This is a genomic window from Actinomyces marseillensis (genome assembly GCF_900155605.1).
In the GTDB taxonomy this organism is placed as follows: domain Bacteria; phylum Actinomycetota; class Actinomycetes; order Actinomycetales; family Actinomycetaceae; genus Pauljensenia; species Pauljensenia marseillensis.
In genome coordinates, this window is the sequence record NZ_LT707420.1 from 190,670 (window position 1) to 212,936 (window position 22,267).

Consider the following 22,267-nt stretch of genomic DNA (forward strand, 5'->3'; position numbering starts at 1 on the left):
GCCTGCTTGGCCTGCGCTTGGACGGCCGCGTCATTCATGACATTGGCGACCTGCTCCAAAGCTGCGACCTTTTGCATTTTGACGTTTGCCGAGGCCGAGAAGGAGTCGAGCGTTGCTTGTTTCGTTTCAACCGTGCGCAGTCCGTCGGCGGAGAGGTACGGTGCAAGAGAGTCGAGCGAAGAGCCGCCTTCACGGTAGGCCGTCTGGGCGATGGAAGCGATTTCTTTCTTCCCTGCCTCGTAGTCGGCCTTTGCCTTGTCTGCATCGGCCTGTGCCTGGCGTGCGGTTTGAGTGGCTTGGTCGAGTGCGTAGCGCGCACCGTTGAGTTCTTCCGCAGCACTTTGCGCTTTTTGAAGCGCAAGCTCGGCTTCGGTCTTCACGCTTGCCAGTTCAACCTCAATCTGAGCGACCGACATCTTTGCTGCGTCTTCAGCTTCACGAGCTCGTGCAATGTCATCTTCACTGGGAGTTGCAAGAGCAATGCCGGGAGTTGCTGCAGCGAGCGAAGCAAATAGCACGGTCACGCTCAATGCGCGTAGGCCGCGACGCTTTGTCTCAATTCTCACTGGTCCACCTGTCGTTGCACGCCGGGATAAGGGCGTTCGTCTCTTCTTATACAGGATTTGAGGGTAGTTCACTTCGGCACCATACGCAACAATATTTAACCGAAGCCACAGAAATCACGATCGCAACAATCGCAACATTAGTCACAAAAATCCCTCCCACCCCCGAGTTTTCCGCATAAAATCGACACACAACCCATCATCAGCAGGAGCAAGAATCATGGACGACATTGAACTCCCCGACACTCCGACCTCTCCCGAAAGCTTCAACGGCCTCGTCGATGAGAAGGTTCTTGCCCCTTGGGGAGAGGCAGGCCCCGCACCAAGCGACCACTGGCGCCAAGACGTGCTCGGCGCAGACTATGAATCTCGGACCATTCCTCTGATGGACGATGATGCGGGCCCCGTTGTCGCGACCCTTGTTCGCTACCGAGGCCACGCTTTCTCGACGCACGCCTCCTCCCCTGCCGCGCCCACACTTTCGCCTACCGACCCACACTCCGCGCGCAGCGAAGCTACACCGCAGCCCCCGCACTTCGTACTCCTTTATATCCACGGTCGAAACGACTACTTCTTCCAACGCGAGCTCGCTGAAGACATCGACGGATGCGGTGGAGCGTTCTATGCACTCGACCTGCGCCGCTATGGGCGTTCACTGCGCCCGGGTCAGCGCATGGGTTTCGTTTCAAACCTCAGCCTCTACGATGAAGACATTTCCGAGGCTCTCGACCTCATCCGCGAGGACTACCCCGATCTGCCGCTTGTCCTTATGGGACACTCGACGGGCGGACTCTTGGCAACCTTGTGGGCAAACCGTCACCCGGGCGCCCTCGATGGCTTGATCTTGAATTCTGCCTGGCTTGAAATGCAGACCATGGCTTCGATGCGTTCAGCTGTTGCACCAATCCTCGAACGAATCGCTTCACGCAATCCCATGTGGGCGGTGCCCGGAGGAGATGGCCCCGACCACTACGGCCGCTCCTTGCGTGAGGGGTGGAATGCTCTTGACGTTCCTCTTCCCGATTCTCTTGCCGCTTATCCGGATGATCCTGCGGTCAAGGGCTGGAGTTACGCCCTCGAGTGGAAGCGCCCCGGCTCATACCCGGCCTATGCGGCGTGGCTTGAGGCCATCTTGGATGGTCACGAAAACGTTGCGAGCTCAGTGCACCTGGACATCCCCGTGCTTTCAATGATGTCAACGTCGAGCTATTTCGGCGAAGAGTTCAGCGAGGCAGTTTTCTCCAGCGACGTCGTTTTGGATCGCGAGGTCATTCTTGAGCGTTCCGCGCGACTCGGCCCGCTGGTGACAATGGCGAGTTTCCCCGGCAAACACGACTTGCTGCTCTCGGACCCGCAGGTGCGCGCAGAAGTTTACGACACGATGAATCGTTGGATCGGAGCGTTTATCTAACTCACTCCGCGCGGGAGTCTCAGTGGGCGCAGCCCTGTCAACAAACGGCGCTTAGCCTTCGCGCGAGTACTCGCGGATAATCTCGCGATTGACTTCGGCTAGCGACTCTCCCAAGGTCGGCCCTTCTTCGCCGCCCAGGTGCCACAGCGCCCACGCATCTCCGCCGACTTGAAAGTGCACTAAGGCTTCTTGTGGGTCAGTCCAGGTTTGCTCTCCCGCACGCAGGAGTCCCTCGGCCGTGAACTCGCAATTCGCCTGCGGAGCCTCGAGGAGGATCGCGGGCACGTCTTCGGCAATGATCTGCCCCAGGACACGCAGCGCGGCCGCATCGCGCGCAAGAACGGGGATTCCCGCCTCACGTGCGCGAGCAAGTTCTTCGGCTTCTTCCTCACTGACGAGGCCAATGCCGGCTTCTTCATTCACCTGCGGTGCCGTGTGGTGATGGGCATCTTCTACCGCGTGCTCGACGACATTTTCGGCGTCTGCACCATATTCGAATACTTCGTCGGCGTCGAACTCGCGCTCGCTCGTCTCCGCGTGCTCGGCGGGATCAGCTTCTTCGGAGTAGTCAGCCTGGACCTCGGCAACCGGGTGCACGTTTGTGACGGTTACTTCCGGGATTGACGAGGCGATCGCGGGCACGTCCTCGGAGCGGCCGGCAAGCAAGTGGGGAGCATGGGCGTAGGTGCGCGGACCAACGGCGTGCACCTCAAGGAAGGAACGCCCATTGCTCATTTCGCGCAGACTCATCTCGTGGACCTCAACGCCCGAGGCAGCGAGAACTTCGAGGGCGGGACGCACGGCCGGGTCGATGCTGCCAACAACCATGACGAGGCGCGGGCCAGCGCCGGGCGACGGCGGCATGGAATCGCGGAAATGCAGCCATCCGGACTTGAAAGCTGCAACGCCACCGGGATACTCGCGGGCCAAATCTGACCACGATAGGGCTGCAGTGCCCGCGAGGCGCGAAAGGGACTGAATCAGAGTATCGGAGTCTAAAAAGTCAAGAATTTCAACAGAAACAACCTGGCCCGAAGGGTCCAAGGCAGTCAGGCGCGGGGCCTCGTTTTCAGGAGAGCTTTCGTCGATGAAAGCCGGTGCTTCGAAGGGCGAAATATCGCGCCACGTAATAGGAAAAAGGGGACGCGAAACAATCTCGAGGACCTGATTGCACACAGCGTCAACAACTTCGGGGGTGAGACCACCGGAAACAGAGCGGCCGAATTGGGCGGGGATCAAACGCCCCTCGTCGAATTCAAAGAGAGCCATGAAGCCTCCAACCCCTCATGCCCAGTCGGCAGATGTGTGTTGATGAATGAATAGATGCGATCTGGTCTTATTGTTCCACAATCACGCGGGGGCATGGTCGAAGACGAGCCGGGGAAGTTGAGAGTGGTGACAGCTGATTGGGTGGATCAATATGCGAAAAGCGGGCCCACATCGTCCGGATCTGATACCTCAGTACCAGGGACGATGCGGACCCGCCTAAGCAAGCACGGTCTGTTAAGACCGGCTAGAAGGACTCAGCCTTGCGAAGGGTCACTTCGCCTCGACAGCTTCCTTTGCCTTCGAGCGACGGTTGGAGAAGACCAACGCGTAGGCGCAAGCAGCACCAACAGCGGCAACGCACAGGGTGATCAGGAAGATGATGTGGTAGCCGGCTGCAGGATCTGCAGCGTGGGAATCAATGATGTTCGAGGTCGAGTAGTTCGCCCAGATGACGGGTGCGTAGACCAGGAAGGAACCAACCGACATTGCGGAACCATTGATGTCTTCAGGCAGGTGCAGCTCGGCGATCGGAGCAAGGATCACGGACTTACCCAAGAAGACACCGAAGGCCATAACGATCAGGAAGATCATTGCGGGCCACATCATCGAATCCGAGACGGGGAGCAGGTAAACCACACCCACACCGATGGCGATGACGGTCAGTGCGACAGCCATCATGGTGGTGGAGGACTTGAAGATGTAGTCAGCGAGGACACCTGCAACCAGGCCAGCAATGATGCCGACGAAGCCGGTCGAGAAGATACCGAAGGTCGAGGCCTGAGCGGTGGACGCCTGGTAGACGCGGGTCAGGTAGGGTGCGGAGGAGTAAATCAGGTTGACGTAGCTCCAGTAGACGCACATACCTGCGATGCCTGCGAACCACACGCGAGGCTGGATCAGAACCTTGCCGAGGCCCATGAGGGCTGCGGTGTTCTTGGAGTGGCCTTCGGACTCTGCAACAGCGTTTGCGGGAACGAAGCGGAGGATGGCGAAGATGTTCGGGATCAGCAGCAGGGAGTAGCCCAGGCCGAAACCAATCATGATGCCGTTAGCGTGAGCCGGGAATGCAGCGATGCAGCCGATGACGATCAGGTTCATGCAGAACTCGAGGCCACGACGCAGAGACTCGAGGAGGCCCATGGCCAGGCCGCGACCCTTGGAGTCAGAATCGGAAGCCATGAAGGTGACGCCGTTAACGACGGCGGGCCAACCGATTGCATCCCACACTGCCCAAGTAGCAGCAATAACAAGAAGGGCTGTGAGGTTCAGGTTGTAGCCCAGAACCGGGGAGAGCCACAGGAACAGGAAGGTCAGCAGTCGCCAAGAAGCGAAGGCGATGAGGATCTTGCGGATCGGGAAGCGGTTGTTCACCCAACCTGCAGGAACGTACATGAACATTGCGAAGCCGAGGACGGTCATGATCTTACCGAAGTCAGCAACGCTGATGCCCAGTGCCTGGGTCATCGGGTCAAGCAGCGAACCCTTGAATGCCTCGAAGGAGACGTAGACAAATTGTCCGGTGAGGACGACAGAAAGGTAGCCGCCGATGCGGCCCTTCTGCATGAACTTAGGAAGGCGCGACATTGTGCCTACTGAGGTTTCCGACATGTTGTTCAATTTACCTTTCGAGTTTTACTCACTGAAGATGGGCAAAAGAGTCTGCAACATCGGTGAAGACACCGGTTGCGCCCCAATTGAAGAGCTCGTTTGCTCGATCAATTGAATTCACAGTCCACACGTTCACTCCGAAGCCCGCCTCGCGGAATGCCTCGACCTTGGACTTGGTCAGACCGCGATCCTCGGGGTGAATGTACGATGCGCCGACAAGCTCAAGCATGGACTTCCAGTCATCGTAGAGGGCAACCGTCTCGTAGAGGCAGCCGACCTCGTACTGGGGAGCGCGTTCCTTGATCTTCGCCAACAGCACGTGGTTGAAGGAGGAGAAGAAAACTTCACGCTCGGGATCCAGCCCGGTCAGTGCATCGAGGATGGAATCGATGAGACGCATCGACATGGCACCGCCTGCCTCGTTCGACTTAATCTCAATGTTCGCATTCAGACCACGACGGTTGAGGAGCTCGATGAGCTGCTCAAGAGTCGGCAGGGGCTGCCCGACGAACTCGGGAGAGAACCATGCACCTGCATCGATCGATGCGAGGTCGGACTTCTCCAAGCCGTAGTAGGAGCCACGGCGATTCGTGGTGCGATCCAATGACGTGTCATGGATGACGATCGGAGTGCCATCGCCCAGGATGTCGACGTCAGTCTCAATCCAGGTGAGTCCAGCGTCTGCAGTCTTTTCGAAAGCTGCAAGAGTGTTCTCGGGTGCGACACGGTTCAGACCGCGGTGTGCAAAAATGCGACGTTCCATAGTCAGTTCACTGACTTCCTTGTCGAGGGTGGACAAAATCAAAAATCGGACCAATCAATGTCCGATCTCCGTTGTTAATTATGAAACGCGTCATTTTTCGTGTCACCCTGTTATGTGTGTAGTAGGACACAGAATTGGACTTTATTTCTCAAGGTGACACCCTGTTATTTAGGGCATCTTCGCAGATCAGAGACACTTCGATCAAAATTGCCCACGAGCATCATCAGTGCCTGCACTTATGTGCAAAGGCTTGTGCACATAAGTGCAGGTGGGCGCATCTATGACATCGGCTCTATAAAAATGCCGCTCGTCACATTTTGACCGTCCCTGTACACCCCGCAACCCAAGCACCAAAGCCCCTCAACATCTGGTGACGGAATGCACTGAATGGCAAAGCAGAGCCTGTCGACGACGTTCAGGAAGGTATCAGCTAGCACAAATTTCACATTGTTACGGTGACAACATGGTGTTGGTCGCTCTTTTGCTCGTGCTCTTATTCATCGTCGTGATCTTCTTCTACATGGGAATGCTTCTGTGGATGCTCTTCTCCCCCGACTATCTGCTTGTCATAGGGCTTTCCGGCATTTTCACGGCGGATCACATGGGTTGGCTGACATCCTCAGAAAAGGCCCACTTCATTTGGGCAGTTCTAGCGATGGTTGTTGCCGGATTCGTCTATCACAAGCTCAATCACCTGCTGTACTCGGTCTCGCAACGCATCTACGCGATTGTCAGTTTCCCGATTGTGGTCGTATCAAGCCTGATCCTCATGCTGAACTTCGCCCTGAAGCTCGCAGAAGAAGTCGCGCCCAACCTTGCAGATGATCCAACCATCGAACACGCAATTTATATTGTGTTTGCCATCATCATTGCCGTTCTTGCATGGCGTAAACGGCAAACAGCTATGGCTCGTCTGCACTCCCCTGCCAATATCGTGCTCACCAACGGCAATGTGATGGTTGTGGAGAGCAGTAGCGCGATGCCCGCGTCACCGTATACGCCACAAGCCCCGACAGTCGCTCCCGCGTCTGGCCCAGCACCCCTGCACACGCCACCGACCACTTTCTCTGCGCAACCTGGCGCAAACTCAGGACCGAAGAAGTACTGAGACACCGTCCATAACACGCACAAGGCCCCGCCAGCGCAAGCTGGCGGGGCCTACGGCATTCAACACAAAACCCATCTGCCTAGCGGCAAAAGTTCATCCACTCGCAGCCAAAACACTTCCGCCTCGCACGCTTATGCATGCGAGGCGGACGGGGTCAGAACAGTGTCAGTTCATCTCAGACATCACAGTGCGACGTGATCCTCGACGGCTGCACGACCGGCTTCTAGACGTGCGACAGGCACGCGGAAGGGCGAGCAGGACACGTAGTTGAGTCCAACCTGGTGGAAGAAGTGGATCGATGCAGGATCGCCACCGTGCTCACCACAGACACCGAGCTTGATGTCCGGCTTGGTGGAACGTGCGCGGCGCACGCCCTCGGCCACAACCGTGCCAACGCCGTGAACATCGATCGATTCAAAGGGAGAGACACCAAAGATGCCACCCTCGATGTACTGCGGGAAGAACACGCCTTCGACGTCGTCGCGCGAGAAGCCCCACACGGTCTGGGTCAGGTCGTTCGTGCCGAAGCTGAAGAAGTCGGCTTCCTCAGCCAGATCCTCGGCGGTCATGGCCGCACGCGGCAGCTCGATCATTGCGCCGATGGTGACGCCGGACAGGTCAACGCCCTTGTCAGCGGCAACCGCAGCGATAATGCCTTCGCCTTCCTCGCGGATCAGCTGGAGCTCGCGCACCGAGCCAACCAGCGGAACCATGATTTCGGGGCGCGGATCCTTGCCACGGGCAACCAGCTCAGCAGCGGCCTCGCACAGTGCACGCATCTGCAGGGCGAAGAGGCCGGGCAGGTAGATACCCAGACGCACGCCACGCAGGCCCAGCATGGGGTTCTGCTCGTGGAAGCGACGCACGGTGACCAGCATTTCCTCGTCTGCGGGATCAACGGTGCCAGCGGCCTTCGCCAAGGCAACCTTGACCTCGAGCTCGGTGAGCTGGGGCAGAAACTCGTGCAGCGGCGGGTCGATCAGACGCACGGTCATCGACTTGCCGTCCATGACCTCGAGCATTGCCAGGAAGTCTTCCTTCTGCAGCTTCTCCAGGGCGTCGAATGCTTCCTGACGCTCAGCGGAGCCTTCCTCGGAGAGGATGACGCGCTCAACCAGCGGACGACGCGAGCCCAGGAACATGTGCTCGGTACGGCACAGGCCGATGCCCTGCGCACCGAACTCCAGCGCGCGCTGCGAGTCCTCGGGGGTGTCGGCGTTGGCGCGAACCTGCAGGCGACGCACCTCGTCGGCGTGGGTGAGAATGCGGTGGACGGCCTCGATCAGTTCGGAGGTACCGGGATCGCCAGCTGCTGCAGCCAGGCCAGCTTCGAGGCCGTGGCTCAGGTAGGTGGTCACCGGGGAGTCGGTCACGGGGACCTCGCCCAGGAAGATTTCACCGGTCTGGCCGTCGATGGCGATAACGTCTTCACCGGTCAGGACGCGACCAGCGACGGTCACGGTTCCGGCCTCGGCGTCGATCTCAAGAGCTTCAGCGCCACAGACACAGGTCTTGCCCATGCCGCGCGCAACGACGGCGGCGTGCGAGGTCTTGCCACCGCGGGCGGTCAGAACGCCCTCGGCTGCGACCATACCGGGCAGGTCGTCAGGGTTGGTTTCGCGGCGGACCAGCACACACTTGACGCCTGCTGCTGCCGAGGCCTCGGCCTGAGCGTTGTTGAAGACGATGCGGCCAACGGCTGCGCCCGGGGAGGCGGCCATACCGCGAGCGATGAGTTCCTTAGAAGCAGAAGAGTCGAACTGCGGGAACATCAGCTGGGTGAGCTGGTCACCGGTCACGCGGCCCAGGGCCTCGTCGCGGGTGATGAGCTTTTCGTCGACCAGCTGGACAGCGACGCGGAAGGCGGCGGCTGCGGTGCGCTTGCCGACGCGGGTCTGGAGCATCCACAGCTTGCCGCGCTCGATGGTGAATTCGATGTCGCACAGGTCGCGGTAGTGGGTTTCGAGCTTGTGCATGATTCCGCGCAGCTCGTCGTAGACCGGCTTGTTGATCTTCTCAAGGTCGGCCAGGGACAGGGTGTTGCGGATACCTGCAACGACGTCTTCGCCCTGTGCGTTCTCGAGGTAGTCGCCGTACACACCGGAGTGGCCGGTAGAGGGGTCGCGGGTGAAGCACACGCCGGTGCCGGAGTTTTCGCCCATGTTGCCAAAGACCATGGTGCAGATGTTGACTGCGGTACCCAGGTCGTGGGGGATGCGCTCACGGCGGCGGTAGATGCGTGCGCGCTCGGTGTTCCAGGAGCGGAAAACGGCCTCGATGGCCATGTCCATCTGGGTGCGAGGATCCTGCGGGAATTCTTCACCGGTCTGCTCGTAGACGATGGTCTTGAAGATATCGACCAGGTTCTTGAGGTCCTCAGCGTTGAGCTCGGTATCGCCCTTAACGCCGCGTTCCTTCTTCATGTTGTCCAGCGCGTCAGAGAAGAGGTCTCCGTCGATATCCAAAACGGTCTTGCCGAACATCTGGACGAGGCGACGGTAGGAGTCCCACGCGAAACGCTCGTTGCCGGAAACTTCGGCCAGGCCGTGGACGGATTCGTCGTTCAGGCCGATGTTGAGGACGGTTTCCATCATGCCGGGCATGGAGAACTTCGCGCCGGAGCGGACGGAGACAAGGAGCGGGTCCTTGGGATCGCCCAGCTTGCGGCCCATTTCTTCTTCGACCTTGCGAAGGGCGACGGTCACTTCAGTATCGAGACTCTCGGGGGCAGTACCGTCGTGCAGGTAGACGCGGCATGCTTCGGTGGTGATCGTAAAACCGGGAGGAACGGGCAGACCGAGCTTCGTCATTTCCGCCAGGTTCGCACCCTTGCCTCCGAGCAAGTCCTTCATTGACTTGTCGCCCTCGGAGAAGTCATATACATACTTGACCATCTGGTCCCTCAACTTCCGTTGTTTCGGGGGGATACCCGTCCTCGGGTCCCTGTGTATTCACATAGTAACTAATGGGAAAGTGCCCTCCAAATGATACGGGCCACGCCGCGGAATCCCGCGGGGTGGCCCGTTCAGAATATGGTCAGTGTTTATCGGACGATGAATTCGACCAGGACGTTCTCTCCCAAGTCAATAACGTCGCCATCGTTGAGCGCCACGGTGACGCGCGGAGGCACATCTTGAACGTTGCCGTTCGAGCTGCGAAGGAGCGTTCCATTGGCGCTTCCCAAGTCCATGAGCATCCAAGAACCAAATCCGCTGGGCATGACCGCCGCGTGCGAGCGTGAGATTTCGTTCGCGGGGCTGGGAACGCGCATCACGGTCGCGGCGGGGCGACCGGTGAGGACACGCGCGTTGGGGTCGCGGCCCAAGATGACATCGTGAGTGAGTTCGACGGGCGCGGCGCCCGCGTAGACCAGGTATCCGACGCTCGTGTGCGCGGAGTCGTCGCTCACGCGGCGCAGGACGGTTGCGCCAGTGTCCGCGTTGTCGAGTTCGAAGGCGGGTGCGAGCGGCCCCGCCGGCGTGCTTTCTTCGACTGCCGAGGCCGCATCTGGGCTTTCTTCAACAACCGGGGCTTCCTGCGGGGTGACATCCGTCACTTCCGCCTGAGGCTCTGCTTCAACCTGCGCCGGCATTTCGCTCACCACCGGGGCTTGTTCCTCTTCAGCAACCGGGAATTCCTGGGGAACTTCAGTCGCTTCGGGGGCGACAGAGGATTCGGGAGCCTGTTCAACGAACTGGGCTGCTTCGTAGGATTCAGCAGCTTCTTCCACCTGCGGAGCATCCGCGTACGTTTCAGCGCCGGCGGGCTCCTGAGCAGGTACCTCCTGCGCTGCAGCGTCTTGCATTGCAGCGAAAGCTTCGGAGGTGATGGTTGCTTCTAGGGCCTCGGGGCTGGTGTAGACGGGTGCAGCTGCGGGAGAGAGCACAGCTTGCGTCGCGGCGACTTGGGCTCCTGCTGCAAAGTCCGAGGCGTCCTCGCTCTGGGCGTTATCCGCTTCGGGTTCGGGTGCCCACAGGTACTGCGGGGCGGGTTCGTTTGCGGGCTCCTCAACGGCGGTTTCGACGACGGGCTCAGCGATGGGTTCCCACACACTCTGCTGGGCCTCGGGCTCAGGGGTAGCGGCGGGCTCAACGGATTCCTCCTGCGCCTGCGGAGCTTCTTCGGCGGGCTCGGGCGCGGCCTCGTGAGTGGAGGCGGGGGCTGCGGAGAGCTCGGGCTCGACGGGGTAACCGACGCGGACCTGGTTGGCCTCGGCTGCCGTATCGGCGAAGTGCACCCACTGCTGGGAATCGTCGAAGGAGGACAAGGCGATGTCCATGATGGTCCACTCGCCGGGGACGAACTCCCACATGGATAGCGGACCGCCCCAGGTGAAGGGGGTTTCGTAACCGGGGGCAACGGCGCGCACGTTCGCGCTTCCACCTAGGGAGAGCAGCGGCACAGCGCCGCGCAGATCCATGTGAGCAAAGGGCAGTCCGGTGCTGGCAGCGTGATTTACCCACGTTGCCAAGTCCTCGTTTGAATCGTTGACAAGGCGCTGAGCGGAATCGGCGAGCTCAGCGGGAACCAAGGCAAAGCCGAGGGGTCCGGCAACGATGAACCCACCGTTGCCGCGAACTGCATGGCGGCCCAATTGCAGCATGGAAAAACTCTTTTCTCTTATCGGGCGCGGCGCGCCGTCGTGACCGGGAGGGGCCTCACTGGGATACGTGGACGCACGCTCGCGCGTATGTCTCCATCGTAGCGGCTTCCCACAACCGATTGTGCACGGACGACAAGAGCGGTTGCGTTATCGCGCGTGCCCGCAGCCAAGGCCTGGTCAACCAAGGCGTTTGCGATCTCTTGCGGGGAAGCATTGTCGCTGAAAGCGGCGAGGATGTCTTCGTTGCTCAGAACTCCGTGGACTCCATCGGAGCAGACCAGGACAAGGTCGCCTTCGCACATGGGAGTGAGGACGTAGTCGGCCTGCGGGAGCTCGGGCATTGCGGCGCCAAGCGCTCGAGTGATGACATTCGAAGGGGGAAGAACAAGGTCTGCGCCTGTGCGCTGCGCGAATTCTTTTGCTTCTTGAAGAGCCGAGTGGTCCGTCGTGAGCTGAACGATGCTGCCCTGGGCGATGAGGTAGGCGCGCGAATCGCCAATATTAAAGGTCAACCACTGGGGGCCGTCTTGGTCGATGGTGAGAGTCCCGCACAGCGTGGTCCCTGGGGCGGCTGGGTCTCCCTCATCCCCTAACGAGGCCACAGCCTGGGCTGCGTCGCGGATCGCGTCGACCAGCTCGGCGGGGTTGGGGTCGATGGCGGAGAGGGCCTCGGGGCTGAGTGCGGTGGAGAGAACTTCCAGCGCGGTTGTCGAGGCGAGTTCGCCCTCGGTGTTTCCGCCCATTCCGTCTGCGACGGCGAAGAGGGGTTCTTGGACTAGCCAGGAGTCTTGGTTCGAGGAACGTACAGGGCCAATGTCACTGGTTGCACCCCACGTGGTGCGGATCACGGTCCCACAGAGAGGAAGGTCCACAGTGCAACCTCCTTTGACGTACGTTCTCTTTTACGCGAAAATAATCCCATATATCGAAGGACTTGTGCACCTTTGAACGAAAACGCGTGTTTTCAGGTGCCAGCTAAGGTTGAGCTTCCCGTTTCCGGGTCGCACATGGGAGAAAGAGAGTTCCGATGATCGGCGATGTGGATATCAGCATGGCTGAGGAAATCCTTAAGGCCTCTCAAAGCAATCTCGATTCTTCTCGAGGCGATTTTTCTTCAGAAACCCCCAAGGAATTCACTTCCCTAACTGCAGTCCAGACCGCAGCGAAGTGGGGCGACGAGTCGGGCCCTCAGGCAGCCCGCACCCAGTATTCAACGTCGATCTGTGAAATGAATACATCTGTCACTCAGCTCAATGCAGAGATTCTTGCGCTCCTTGGCGGCATCACGACCACCATTCAGAATTTTTCTGCGAATGAGCTTGAAAGTGTCGAAGCCGTCAATTATTTGTCCCAGCAAATCGAACAGGCGAAGCTCTCAGCTAATTCAGCTTCTTCTCTCCAAGTCGCAGCAGCAATCAGTGGTGCTGCTACTGCTCAGGCCACTCAAGCTTTGATGGGTGTACTTGCTGGAAAGAAGCCCACAGAAGTACCGATTGTCAACCCCGGAGATCTTTCGGGCTTGCTGGAAAGCGCGAACGGCGGGCCAGCGCTAGGCCAAGTTACGACGTGTCAGGCTCCGCCTCCGTCTGCTACGGCCAATCAGTCCACGCTTGTGACGAATCCTTGGTCTACTTCTCAGAGCACTCCGCAAGTTCCTCCGATGCTCGCGCGCCCGACGCCTTCTTCAGCGCCAACAACACCTGCTTGGCAAACGTCGTCGACGCCTGACGATCCTTTCGGTGTGAATCTGCCCGGGCCTATCGATCAGAATTTGTATCACTAAATATGCCTTCCTGACGCATTCGTCATCGAGGCCGCTTCACTTAATCTTGTTCGTTCCCTTCAGAAAGACTGCTCATGGATAGCATGCCTGCTTCTCCGCTCTACGACCGATTGACCGAGGTCGCCCAGCTTGACTACTCCGATCCTGATTCGGGGATGATCACGAACATCCAAACGCAGATCACATCTCTTCGAGAGGCTTGCACAACCTTCTCGCAAAATCTCGGGGTCCAAGGAGCGACACGCGCAGCTCTTGAGCAGCGCGTATCAGACCTCCAGACCCAATTGGATGTTCTTGAAACTCGCCTTCAGACGGTGAACAACGCGCACACCGAAGCCCGTGCGGCGATGACGACCGCGAAGACAACACACGGGACACTCAGTCCCGTCCTTCTCACCGCACGCGATCGCAAGATGGCCGAAATGGCCTACTCACGCGAATCTCCGACATTTGCAAAAGACGTCGAAGATCACCTTCGGAGTCTCGCAGTGCAACGCAATACGCAGCGCGAAGCGGCTGCACAGGCAGCGTTGGACACTATGAATGCCGACGTGACAACGGCTTCCTCTGGTTTTACAAAAGAGGCCGCAGAGGCCAAGGCAGTCGGGGCCCCAAGTACAGATAGTTCCCCGGAACAAAGCCCAAGCGGGAGAAATTACCCATCAATTCCCAGTGGTGGTCGCTCTGGATCTACCGACGGTCCAATTGCCGGCGTGACGACTCTGCCCTCCGTTGTGCCATCATCATCTGTTCTGGCGGGCGTGGACGTTACGACTATGCCGATTGGCGGATACATGACTGCGGACGGCCCGGTTGGGGGATATGTTCCCGCTCCAGTCACCGATGCAAACGACCCTCGTTGGCACTCCGATGATGACATCACCGGGGTTTCTTCACGTTCAAGGAACCTCGCTATTTCGGGCGGTGCACTGTCAACGGGCGGCGTCTTAGCGGGTCTTGGTCGAATGTCGACCATGACGACCTCCGTCGGGAGCTCCATGGGCGCTCTTGCTTCTCGTGCGGCCTCATCGCAGTTCGGAACGGTTCCTGCTGGTGGTAAGCTCGCCCCTTCGACGAGCGCTCGACTGTCATCATCGAATGTTGTTTCACGGGTGCTCAACGATCTTGAACGTGGAGCAATTACTCCTCGTGGAACTGCTCAGGCTGGAAACTGGGGTAACGCTGCTCGTTCTTTCAATACAGGTGCTCCGCCGGCAGCTGGTGCTGCTCGGACGGGTTCTGGTTTCCCGCGCGGAATCGGCGCTCCCGGTGCGACCGGTACTGCTGGTGCAGGTGCTTCGGCTCAGGGCGGGACTGCGTCGACAAACCGCGCTGCGACCATGTCTGCGCGTGCACGCGCTGCAGCGAGCATTCGCCCTGCCGGTGGTGCGACGACCGGCACAACGGGCACAACAGCGGCTGCGACGAAGGGTGGAGCAACTGGAGCAAAGGGCACGGCTGCGAGCGCGTCCAGGACTGGAACTGCCGGAGCAAAGGGCGCGGCAGGCACCGCGAAGGGAACTTCGTCGGCAGCTGGTGCACGGACTGCTGGCGTTGGTCCTCGCGGGGCAACAACCGCTCAGGGCGCTGCATCCACCTCGACGCGCGGTGGCGCCTCCTCTGCAAAGGGAGGAGCGACTGCTTCTGCTAAGGGTGCCGCTTCCGCTGCGAAGGCAGGAAGTTCATCGGCCTCTACTGGTGTGAAGGGCAGCGCCGCAACTGCTGGCGGAAACGCGGCAGCTGGAGCTTCGGCTGGACGCGCGGCTTCTTCGACTATGGGACGCGGCGCTTTGGGTGGCATTCCTGCTGCTACTGCTTCGAAGGAAGAGAAGGAGCGCGCAAAGCGCCAGGCGCTGGCCGGATTCAAGGCCGTTCGCGTGGATGGCGTTGAGGAGCAGGTTCCTGTGGCCGCTGGGCTTTCGGCTGGTAGTGCTGCTGCATTGAAGCCGGTTGCCGCACGCGATCAGGGCGACCAGTGGTAAGAGAATGAACGTGAGGGGCACGAGACTTCGGTCTCGTGCCCCTTTTCATTTCCCGTCGGGAACTTCGTCGGTATATCGTGAAGTGTGTTTCCCTATGGAGGAGGAAAAATGAAGGTTTTCACTGTCGAATACCACTATGTCACTGACCGTGACGAGGAGATGGCCGAGGTCCGCCCCACGCACCGCGCGTTTAACGGCGAGCTTGCAGCCAAGGGCCGTCTGATTGCGGCAGGACCCTACACCGGCACTCATGACGCGTTGATCATTGTGCGCGCGGAAGATGCTGCCGGTGCTCTAGAGCTCCTAGAAGCCGACCCGTTTAATCAGGCTGGTTTCATTGCCGAGCGCATCCCCCGCGAATGGAACCCCGTGATCGGGAGCATTTCGGCGGAGGGGTGAATGCCAACACCGAACAGCTGCCCTACACCGAAAGTACTGATAAGAGCATCTTCATTTCAACCGAACCTGCAGAATACTCAGAGGCTTATTCTTCCCACGGTAAGATCTATCCCGTTTTCAACGTGGACGGTTCCGCGGCTGGAGCTTTCAGCTCACCCGCCACGGAACCGTCTACGAAAAACTCTTCGCTATTTCAAGAGCCGTCATTGGTAATCCCAAAAAACTTATCCACCTTCAGCTGTGAATCCTCCACTGCAGTATGCAATTTCCCGAGCGCTGTCCGATCCCCCGAAAATTTCGTATCGCCAGCTTGATGGTGGCCACCTAGGTATTCTATATATGCGCTTCGCTGGTGGACACCATTTGGGTCCTCGTCTTCCCTCAATTGATCAAAGTCGGGTACACTTTCACCCCTAGAATCAAGGCCATTCTTTGCCCCCTCGTGCGAGAGGAAGTCGCGATCAAGTTCTTCCTTCGTAAGACCAGAGTCTCCGACAAACCCATCCTCGCGTTCCAAAAATGCGCGGTTTACGGCATCCATCATGCTAGTAGTTGTCGTACGTTCTTGATCGATCCTGCGCGAAACCGCATCATCCGTCAAGTCTGTAGGATAGTACTTCTCTAGATAGGAATCTTTAACTGAGTCAACACCGAAACGAGCGAGAGGCCCCATAGGTAGTTTACTAACCGGTATTTGACCAACAGCGTAGCTAATAAGCGCTCGATCGGTTTTGTTCCGAACCACAAGCGCGTCATCGCTCGCAAGCCCCGCATTAACCGGCACCTGATCCAATCCGGTTATCAAGCCTTGCCAACCAGCCGTTTGCGCTGCGACGTTATCTGCCCAACCGTTGGGATCATAAGGCGCATTGACCGCTTTTCGCAGTTCAATCTCATACGCTTTCCATGCTTCAGAGTCTATCTGCGCAAGGGCTGGCGGACGTCCACCTTCATAAGTGTCAGTACCAGGAATCAGAGCTGGTTTATCGTGAGCTAGGTCAGTAAACAACCCGGTTTTGGAAAACATGTGCTGAAGGTCTTTATTGCTGATACTCATCGTCGAATACCCTGTTGGATCATTAGTGTTTGCTGAGCCACCATATCCAGCAGTTTCTTCGAGCAGCAGCGCAAGATCTCCTACACGTGGCGCAACGACCGAGCCTATCCACGACCTCAGTCTGGCATTATTATTCCCAAAGACGTCTTCACCATCAAACATGACTTCACTGCTATGGTCAAGACCATCTTGATAACCTAGTAGGAAGTCTTGAGCAATTTTCGCTCGATTTGCATCGTCTATCGACCAAGCATCATAGGCATCCTGCCCGTCTACCGATGGGTCAAGCGGACGACTACTGCGCTTTGAAACATCGTTGATGACGTCGCCCAACGCCTCGCCGCCGTCAGCAAACAGAGCACCACTGTTCACCCCCATTCCACGCCATCCTGATAAATACCTAACTAAGCTGGTCGGTGTATGTCCGGTCACGTTACCTTTGTCATCTTCGACAGGAAGTACCCCAAAATCAGTAGATGCGCCTAGCGCCCCTCGAAGCGAGGCAAGCCTCTCTTCTTCCACTTGATTAAGAACTACGTCATCAGACTTCAAGGCATCCGGCGTATCTGACAGCATAAGAATGCTTTGCAACGGGTCCAAATAACCGAGGTTATCTTTCTTCGTGACATCGTAGGGTATCAAACAAGTGGGAGACATCCGGCCAGCATACGGCATAGCGATTCGCTCGCCATTATTAGTTTCATGATCCCAATTCACGATATCAGTAAACAGCGAGTTTCCAGATGCCGTCGTGTATCCATAGAATTCTTTGCCGAGAGCAAGCGAAGGATTCTCCCGCGCCGCGTAACCCATCAACTGCCCTGCAACTTCGTAGCCTTGCAAGCTATAACCCGGGTCACCCTTCGGATACCCTGGAACCGTATAATACTCTCGTCCTGTGCTCTGAAGCTCCTGAAGTTTCGTGTGAACGATGTCAGAAATTGTTGCTCCATTTTTTCCGACGAGAGCAGCCGAAACGACATCAAAACATCTCTGAGTTCCCACCGCTTCCTCAGAAAGATTGGAGCCACCGGTAGCCATAACTAGCAGCTTACCGAGATTTTGATTGAAAAGATAACTAGGCGAGTTATACCCAGACTCTTCAGCATTCTGCCCCGGAATAACCGCTTTTGAAGCAAGAAACGACGCGGCATAAATGTCATCCGGAGTTAGATACTGCGAAACTGCTGCCGCCATGAACGGGTTTCCAAGAGCATCTCCCCATTCTTTATTAAATGCATCAATTTCCTCGCGGGTCTTCGGGGGATTCTTAATAGCGTTCGCAAGTCTCTCAGCATTGCGTTGTGCCTCTGCCCACTGAGCAGCGCCGTTAGCAATCGGCATCTCGTCCGCAGGAAAGATCATCGCAGCAACTGCGTTGCGATCCTTCTTTATCGCTTCATCCGGAACAATCTTCTGGCGTTCGGAATTGATTTGGTCTGCCGCAGTCTGTGCGTCTCCATCCAGCACTTCCAAGCAATTCTTGTAGTCCTTACGGATAGCAGCCTGCGCGTCCTCGGCAGCTGTTTTAGCAATACCAAACTGAATCTGGCGATTAGGATCTCCTACTGGATACTGATTCTTAGCGTTAGCGATCGCAGTATTGTATGTACTAATAGTGGCGTCCCACTGCGTCTGATACGAAGTAATAGTTCTCCGTGTGTCCGCCACTCGCTCTGCCCACGTTGTTAAAGCAGGCGAGGACAGGGTGAAGGCTTGAGACAGATCAAATGTCTTCTGACCCAATATTTTGATCTCAGTCGAGGCAGCATCTGCAGCTGCACCAGTCCATTCTTCTGGGAAAGAGTCCTTATTTGTCGCAACTTGGGTGTGCTCGATAGCCGTACCCAACCTCAAGATTTCAGAAGCAGCCGCGTTCGCAGCTTCAGTTACATCAGGGGCCTGCGGAAGAGCCTCTTCCCCTTTTGTTAAATCCAGCATTTAGAGAACCTCCCCAACCCCAAGCCGTTGCGCTGCAATACGGGCCTTTTCTGCATTGTACGTTTCAGTAGCATCCGCATCCGCGGTATATTCAGCGACGCCCGAGCCCAATTCAGCACAGGCGTCAGAAAACTCACTAACAGCTATCCCCATAAGGCTCGAAAAGTTCGACATCGCCTGCCTTAGAGCAGACACCCCTGGACAGTCATCTAAAGGAAGCAAAATGGCAACCTCATTGTGCCTAAGGTTACCAACTGCGACAGCAACTTGCCCTAAGTCCTCTGCGTCGGTCCATTGCGCCTTCTCGACAATTCCGACAGCCTCACGATCGAAGCTAATTTCCGTCATTTGAACCTCTCAATGCTCGAACACGCGAAGCGCGGATCGCCATCGGTCGTACGTTACCGTTGAAGAATAACATTTCAACCTTAAGGAAACCTAAATTGAAGGCTGCTGCCTACAGGCAAACAGCTACGAGTTAAATCCACTAGCTTTTCTTCGGTAACGGCTGGGGGACCTGTCCGTGTTGGTTTGCGTCTTGTTGAGTTTCGAACTGATGCTGCAGCACATCATGGAAATCACTTTCTGTTCCCATGAAATAGCGGTTAACCGAGGCGCGCTGTTTCTTAGTTAACGAATCATAGGGTTCTAAAGTGCCATCGTCGTTGACGAACGGCAATCCTTTTCGTGCCAATGCCTCGCTCCCCGGCGACACATCAACAGTACCTACGCGTTCAGTCCAATATGGAGACTCATACAAGACACGGGTGAGCCCATGTTGCATAAGCTCATGAGCCGACTTATTCGCGTCATCACGTTCAGAGGCCCATACCTTCGTTTCGTGATCAGTCGGCCACAAGACGTCTTCAGCTTTTCCGGCAGCAGATTTGACAATCGCCTTTGTCAAATCTTCAGCACCGGGAAACTGTTTTCCTGCATACTTCGCTCCCATATCAACGATGAAGTCTACGATCTTTCGCGTATCCTTATTTGTTTTATCCAGATCCCTTGCAACTGCGGAATCCCTGTCAGCATCCGCATCAAAAGTCTCTTGAATAAGTTCGGTCCACTTGTCAGTTACGCGATTGACCATATGCGAACGCGAATCGTAGTTAGGGTCATGAAGAACATTCGCAGCTTCATCCATATAGTTCGTAAACGCCGAAATCTGAACAGCTTTCAAAGCAGGTAGTCGACCACTCTCATACTGATCATCCAAGGGGTTATTTGGATCGCCTTTATCTATGACCTTGGGCTGGTCAAAAGCCAGGTCCTCAAACAAACCACCTTTACCTGAGAAACGCTCAACCATATCGCGAGTGAAGGTTGCATTGACGGCACCATGCGCACCTTCATCCGTTCCTACACTCATGCCGGGTTCACTATTGTTATTCATAGCTGCGGCAAGATCACTGACATACGGCGAAATAATTGAACCCATCCAAGATCTTAAATGGGCACTATTGCGACCAAAAACATCTTCGCCCTTAATCTTATCGCCCATGCCCCAGACGTTATTATCCCGGTCCAGCCCCTCCTGATATGCGGCCATTGTATTCGCCGCAATCGAGGCACGATGAAGTGCGTCCTCTTTCCAAATCTTGTGCTGCTGTAAAGCCTCTTTGTACGAGTCAGAGTCCTTTCCACCTTCGTAATCAAGAGGGTCAGGGAGGAGAATTTCTGCGCCAGGCCTTGACGCGTCAGCAAGAACATCACCTAAGGCTTCACCTTGATCATAGAAAGCCCTGTCACCAAATTGTGCGCCTCCTCGCCAAGCAACAAGGTAGCGAACCATAGACATCGGCTCTGCATCCTTGTCATACGGTTTGCCAACGTTCGCCGCACTCTCAACCGGATCAAAGTCGATATTTGAATCTAGAACGCGCCTCAACGCACCAAGGCGATTCTCTTCACTCTGATGAAGGATCGGTGCACTCTTCTCGTCCAAGCCATCCGGCGTGTCGGACAGCTCAAGTGCCGCTTGCACTGGATCAAAACGTTGCAGCACCTTGTCAGCCGGAAGGTTGTGATCGCATCCACACAATTGGTAGAGCCCCGGGTTCACTCCCTTTGCCAGCCTGGTGGAGTAGCCTTGCGAATCGTGATCAAATTTAACAATATCCGCAAAAACAGAGGAACCAGCTGAGGGCTTGTCGTAGAAGTTTGCACTCAGTGTAAGAGAGGGATTCTCGCTGGCAGCATGCCCCGCAAGCTGAGCGAAAATATCGTAGCCAAACAGTGCTGTTTCGGGGCGAACATGAGTGCCGGGATGAGTGTATGTCGTCCGGCCACTCTCTTTTAATTCATCAAGTTTCGTATCAAAAATCTGGGAGATTGTTGCACCATCTTTACCAATCAGGTGTTCGGACATGAGATCGAAAGATGCTTGGGCGTCAATCGTCTTTCCAGAGAGATTACTCCCTCCCGTTGCCATCACCATCAAGGCTCCAAGATTCTTATTAAAATCTTCAAAGGAGCTGTTTGTTCTCTGTCCGAAGTCATCAAATCCAGTCGCATAAGCAGCAATCGACGCCTTATTGATCTCGTCAATACTCACACGCTCCGCTACAGCAGCAGCAACATAGGGATTCGAAAGATGCTCGCCGTACTTTTCGTTAAACAAGCGGACATCCGAAGCTGTCATGGGTTCCTTTTTCAAAGCATCTGCAATCTTCGGAGCAAGCTCTTGGGCGTATTGCCACTCTGCAGCGCTATCAACAATGGGAGTATCCGATCCGAAGATCGCCGCTCCAACGGCGCTGCGTCCAGCCTTTACGGCGTCGCGAGGGACTACGCTATCCGCGATTCCATTGATTGTCTTTGCCGCTTCACTTGCAGCTGTGCTGAGCGCCGTAATCTTCTTGTCATACGAACTTTTAAGATCACTCTGCTTGCTGATCATCTCCTGACGAGCTCTTTCCAAAGCAGCTTCACGATCATAATCTGGGTCGCTTGCAGCATCAGCTTCAATTTGCGCGACCCTGTCGTAATAGTTGCTCAGCTCAGAATCCCACTCTTCCTGAAGTGTCTTGACCTCAGAAATAGCAGTATCAACCTCGCCCCTCCACGTTTCCAGCACACCCGCTGGCTCAGGGAATTTCCCTGACAGGGATGAGACTTTCGTGCCCATTGTCTGGATCTCGGTAACAACGGCCTGAGCTGTTTGGCCCGACCACTGTTCAGTGGGAATCGAGGCATTCTGAACAGCTTGAACATTGTTGGCCAACGCCGAACCCGTTGCCCTCCAATGCGAAGCGACTTCAGAAGCTGAAGAAACAGCCTTCGGAGCCTCTAGAGCCGAACTACCAGAACGAAAATCAACGCCACTCATTTGTTCCACTCAACTCCCAAGCGAGCCGCACGCTCACGGTTGTACTGCTCAGTGCTGTCAAAGTTCTTGCGAGCGCTATCAACTCCGGAACCCAAGGTCGCAAAAGCATCCGAATACTCTAAGACGACCATCGACATTGCGTCAGTAAAATTTTTCGCCGCCTGGAGCAAGTCACTCGGGCCTTCACCCCCCGGACCGGGAAGAGAAAAAGCAACAGAGCTAGTTGAAATACGTTTAGCCGAGGCACCGATCCCCGCAAGAGTGTCAGCGTCAGTCCACTGGTCATTCGCAACAACGCCGACTCCAGCACTGTCGAAATTAATCTGGCCGGCGGTCGATTTTTCAGCTCCGGTCATTGGAAGTACTCTTCTCTTTCCGACGTGGTAATACCACTTGCCTGAGCAATACCTTCGTATTCCCATTTGGCGCGCGAATAGATCGATCATTAA

15 protein-coding genes are annotated in these 22,267 nt (G+C 56.7%); 5 read left to right on the top strand and 10 right to left on the bottom strand.

All coding sequences use genetic code 11. The features are described from left to right. Positions 1-783: 783 nt before the first annotated feature. The gene (locus tag BQ8011_RS00825) at positions 784-1,974 is read left to right on the top strand and encodes an alpha/beta fold hydrolase (RefSeq protein ID WP_072456708.1); all 1,191 of its coding nucleotides are present in this window, start codon (positions 784-786) and stop codon (positions 1,972-1,974) included. 51 nt (positions 1,975-2,025) lie between these two features. On the opposite strand, the gene BQ8011_RS00830 is transcribed toward BQ8011_RS00825, so the two are convergent. From BQ8011_RS00830 to BQ8011_RS00840, 3 genes are all read right to left on the bottom strand, one after another. Beyond that, a complete protein-coding gene (locus BQ8011_RS00830) occupies positions 2,026-3,243 on the bottom strand; it encodes a hypothetical protein (protein WP_072456711.1) in 1,218 nt (405 codons plus the stop codon). A gap of 270 nt (positions 3,244-3,513) precedes the next feature. Further along, complete coding sequence (locus BQ8011_RS00835) at positions 3,514-4,851, bottom strand: MFS transporter (RefSeq protein ID WP_072456714.1); 1,338 nt, start codon at positions 4,849-4,851, stop codon at positions 3,514-3,516. Positions 4,852-4,879: 28 nt separating this feature from the next. Then, positions 4,880-5,614: a glycerophosphoryl diester phosphodiesterase gene (locus BQ8011_RS00840; RefSeq protein ID WP_072456717.1), complete on the bottom strand. Its 735-nt coding sequence runs from the start codon at positions 5,612-5,614 to the stop codon at positions 4,880-4,882. A 463-nt stretch (positions 5,615-6,077) separates the two neighbouring features. Between BQ8011_RS00840 and BQ8011_RS00845 the strand changes: the two genes are divergently transcribed. Beyond that, the gene (locus BQ8011_RS00845) at positions 6,078-6,722 is read left to right on the top strand and encodes a hypothetical protein (RefSeq protein WP_072456719.1); all 645 of its coding nucleotides are present in this window, start codon (positions 6,078-6,080) and stop codon (positions 6,720-6,722) included. Positions 6,723-6,904: 182 nt separating this feature from the next. On the opposite strand, the gene ppdK is transcribed toward BQ8011_RS00845, so the two are convergent. The 3 genes from ppdK to BQ8011_RS00860 all read right to left on the bottom strand — a co-directional run bounded on the left by ppdK (position 6,905) and on the right by BQ8011_RS00860 (position 12,197). Beyond that, entirely contained in the window at positions 6,905-9,616 is a 2,712-nt protein-coding gene (gene ppdK, locus BQ8011_RS00850; protein ID WP_072456721.1) for a pyruvate, phosphate dikinase, read from the bottom strand. Between the two features lie 149 nt (positions 9,617-9,765). Further along, positions 9,766-11,325 carry an FHA domain-containing protein gene (locus tag BQ8011_RS00855; RefSeq protein WP_072456724.1) on the bottom strand — a complete coding sequence of 520 codons (1,560 nt, stop codon included), beginning with the start codon at positions 11,323-11,325 and terminating at the stop codon, positions 9,766-9,768. A 17-nt stretch (positions 11,326-11,342) separates the two neighbouring features. Further along, positions 11,343-12,197, bottom strand: coding sequence for a PP2C family protein-serine/threonine phosphatase (locus BQ8011_RS00860; RefSeq protein WP_072456726.1), 855 nt, complete (start codon positions 12,195-12,197; stop codon positions 11,343-11,345). A 155-nt stretch (positions 12,198-12,352) separates the two neighbouring features. On the opposite strand from BQ8011_RS00860, the gene BQ8011_RS00865 reads away from it, so the two are divergent. The 3 genes from BQ8011_RS00865 to BQ8011_RS00875 all read left to right on the top strand — a co-directional run bounded on the left by BQ8011_RS00865 (position 12,353) and on the right by BQ8011_RS00875 (position 15,489). Beyond that, positions 12,353-13,108, top strand: coding sequence for a RodZ family helix-turn-helix domain-containing protein (locus BQ8011_RS00865; RefSeq protein ID WP_072456728.1), 756 nt, complete (start codon positions 12,353-12,355; stop codon positions 13,106-13,108). A 74-nt stretch (positions 13,109-13,182) separates the two neighbouring features. Then, the gene (locus BQ8011_RS00870) at positions 13,183-15,090 is read left to right on the top strand and encodes a hypothetical protein (RefSeq protein ID WP_072456730.1); all 1,908 of its coding nucleotides are present in this window, start codon (positions 13,183-13,185) and stop codon (positions 15,088-15,090) included. Positions 15,091-15,198: 108 nt separating this feature from the next. Further along, entirely contained in the window at positions 15,199-15,489 is a 291-nt protein-coding gene (locus BQ8011_RS00875) for a YciI family protein (protein ID WP_072456732.1), read from the top strand. Positions 15,490-15,682: 193 nt separating this feature from the next. On the opposite strand, the gene BQ8011_RS00880 is transcribed toward BQ8011_RS00875, so the two are convergent. The 4 genes from BQ8011_RS00880 to BQ8011_RS00895 all read right to left on the bottom strand — a co-directional run bounded on the left by BQ8011_RS00880 (position 15,683) and on the right by BQ8011_RS00895 (position 22,174). Then, positions 15,683-18,487, bottom strand: a complete 2,805-nt coding sequence (locus BQ8011_RS00880) for a hypothetical protein (protein ID WP_072456734.1) — start codon at positions 18,485-18,487, stop codon at positions 15,683-15,685. Continuing rightward, a complete protein-coding gene (locus BQ8011_RS00885) occupies positions 18,488-18,835 on the bottom strand; it encodes a hypothetical protein (protein ID WP_072456737.1) in 348 nt (115 codons plus the stop codon). A gap of 139 nt (positions 18,836-18,974) precedes the next feature. After that, positions 18,975-21,818 (bottom strand): hypothetical protein, encoded by a 2,844-nt coding sequence (locus BQ8011_RS09090; protein WP_231945324.1) that lies wholly within the window; start codon positions 21,816-21,818, stop codon positions 18,975-18,977. Further along, positions 21,815-22,174, bottom strand: coding sequence for a hypothetical protein (locus BQ8011_RS00895; protein WP_072456739.1), 360 nt, complete (start codon positions 22,172-22,174; stop codon positions 21,815-21,817). The genes BQ8011_RS09090 and BQ8011_RS00895 overlap by 4 nt, the downstream gene beginning before the upstream one ends. Positions 22,175-22,267 lie beyond the last annotated feature (93 nt).

Coding starts and splice junctions, on each gene's coding strand:
- BQ8011_RS00865 (WP_072456728.1), top strand. CDS start 12,353: ATGATCGGCGATGTGGATATCAGCATGGCTGAGGAAATCCTTAAGGCC.
- BQ8011_RS00825 (WP_072456708.1), top strand. CDS start 784: ATGGACGACATTGAACTCCCCGACACTCCGACCTCTCCCGAAAGCTTC.
- BQ8011_RS00845 (WP_072456719.1), top strand. CDS start 6,078: ATGGTGTTGGTCGCTCTTTTGCTCGTGCTCTTATTCATCGTCGTGATC.
- BQ8011_RS09090 (WP_231945324.1), bottom strand. CDS start 21,818: ATGAGTGGCGTTGATTTTCGTTCTGGTAGTTCGGCTCTAGAGGCTCCG.
- BQ8011_RS00870 (WP_072456730.1), top strand. CDS start 13,183: ATGGATAGCATGCCTGCTTCTCCGCTCTACGACCGATTGACCGAGGTC.
- BQ8011_RS00840 (WP_072456717.1), bottom strand. CDS start 5,614: ATGGAACGTCGCATTTTTGCACACCGCGGTCTGAACCGTGTCGCACCC.
- BQ8011_RS00855 (WP_072456724.1), bottom strand. CDS start 11,325: ATGCTGCAATTGGGCCGCCATGCAGTTCGCGGCAACGGTGGGTTCATC.
- BQ8011_RS00830 (WP_072456711.1), bottom strand. CDS start 3,243: ATGGCTCTCTTTGAATTCGACGAGGGGCGTTTGATCCCCGCCCAATTC.
- BQ8011_RS00895 (WP_072456739.1), bottom strand. CDS start 22,174: ATGACCGGAGCTGAAAAATCGACCGCCGGCCAGATTAATTTCGACAGT.
- BQ8011_RS00835 (WP_072456714.1), bottom strand. CDS start 4,851: ATGTCGGAAACCTCAGTAGGCACAATGTCGCGCCTTCCTAAGTTCATG.
- BQ8011_RS00875 (WP_072456732.1), top strand. CDS start 15,199: ATGAAGGTTTTCACTGTCGAATACCACTATGTCACTGACCGTGACGAG.
- BQ8011_RS00885 (WP_072456737.1), bottom strand. CDS start 18,835: ATGACGGAAATTAGCTTCGATCGTGAGGCTGTCGGAATTGTCGAGAAG.
- ppdK (WP_072456721.1), bottom strand. CDS start 9,616: ATGGTCAAGTATGTATATGACTTCTCCGAGGGCGACAAGTCAATGAAG.
- BQ8011_RS00880 (WP_072456734.1), bottom strand. CDS start 18,487: ATGCTGGATTTAACAAAAGGGGAAGAGGCTCTTCCGCAGGCCCCTGAT.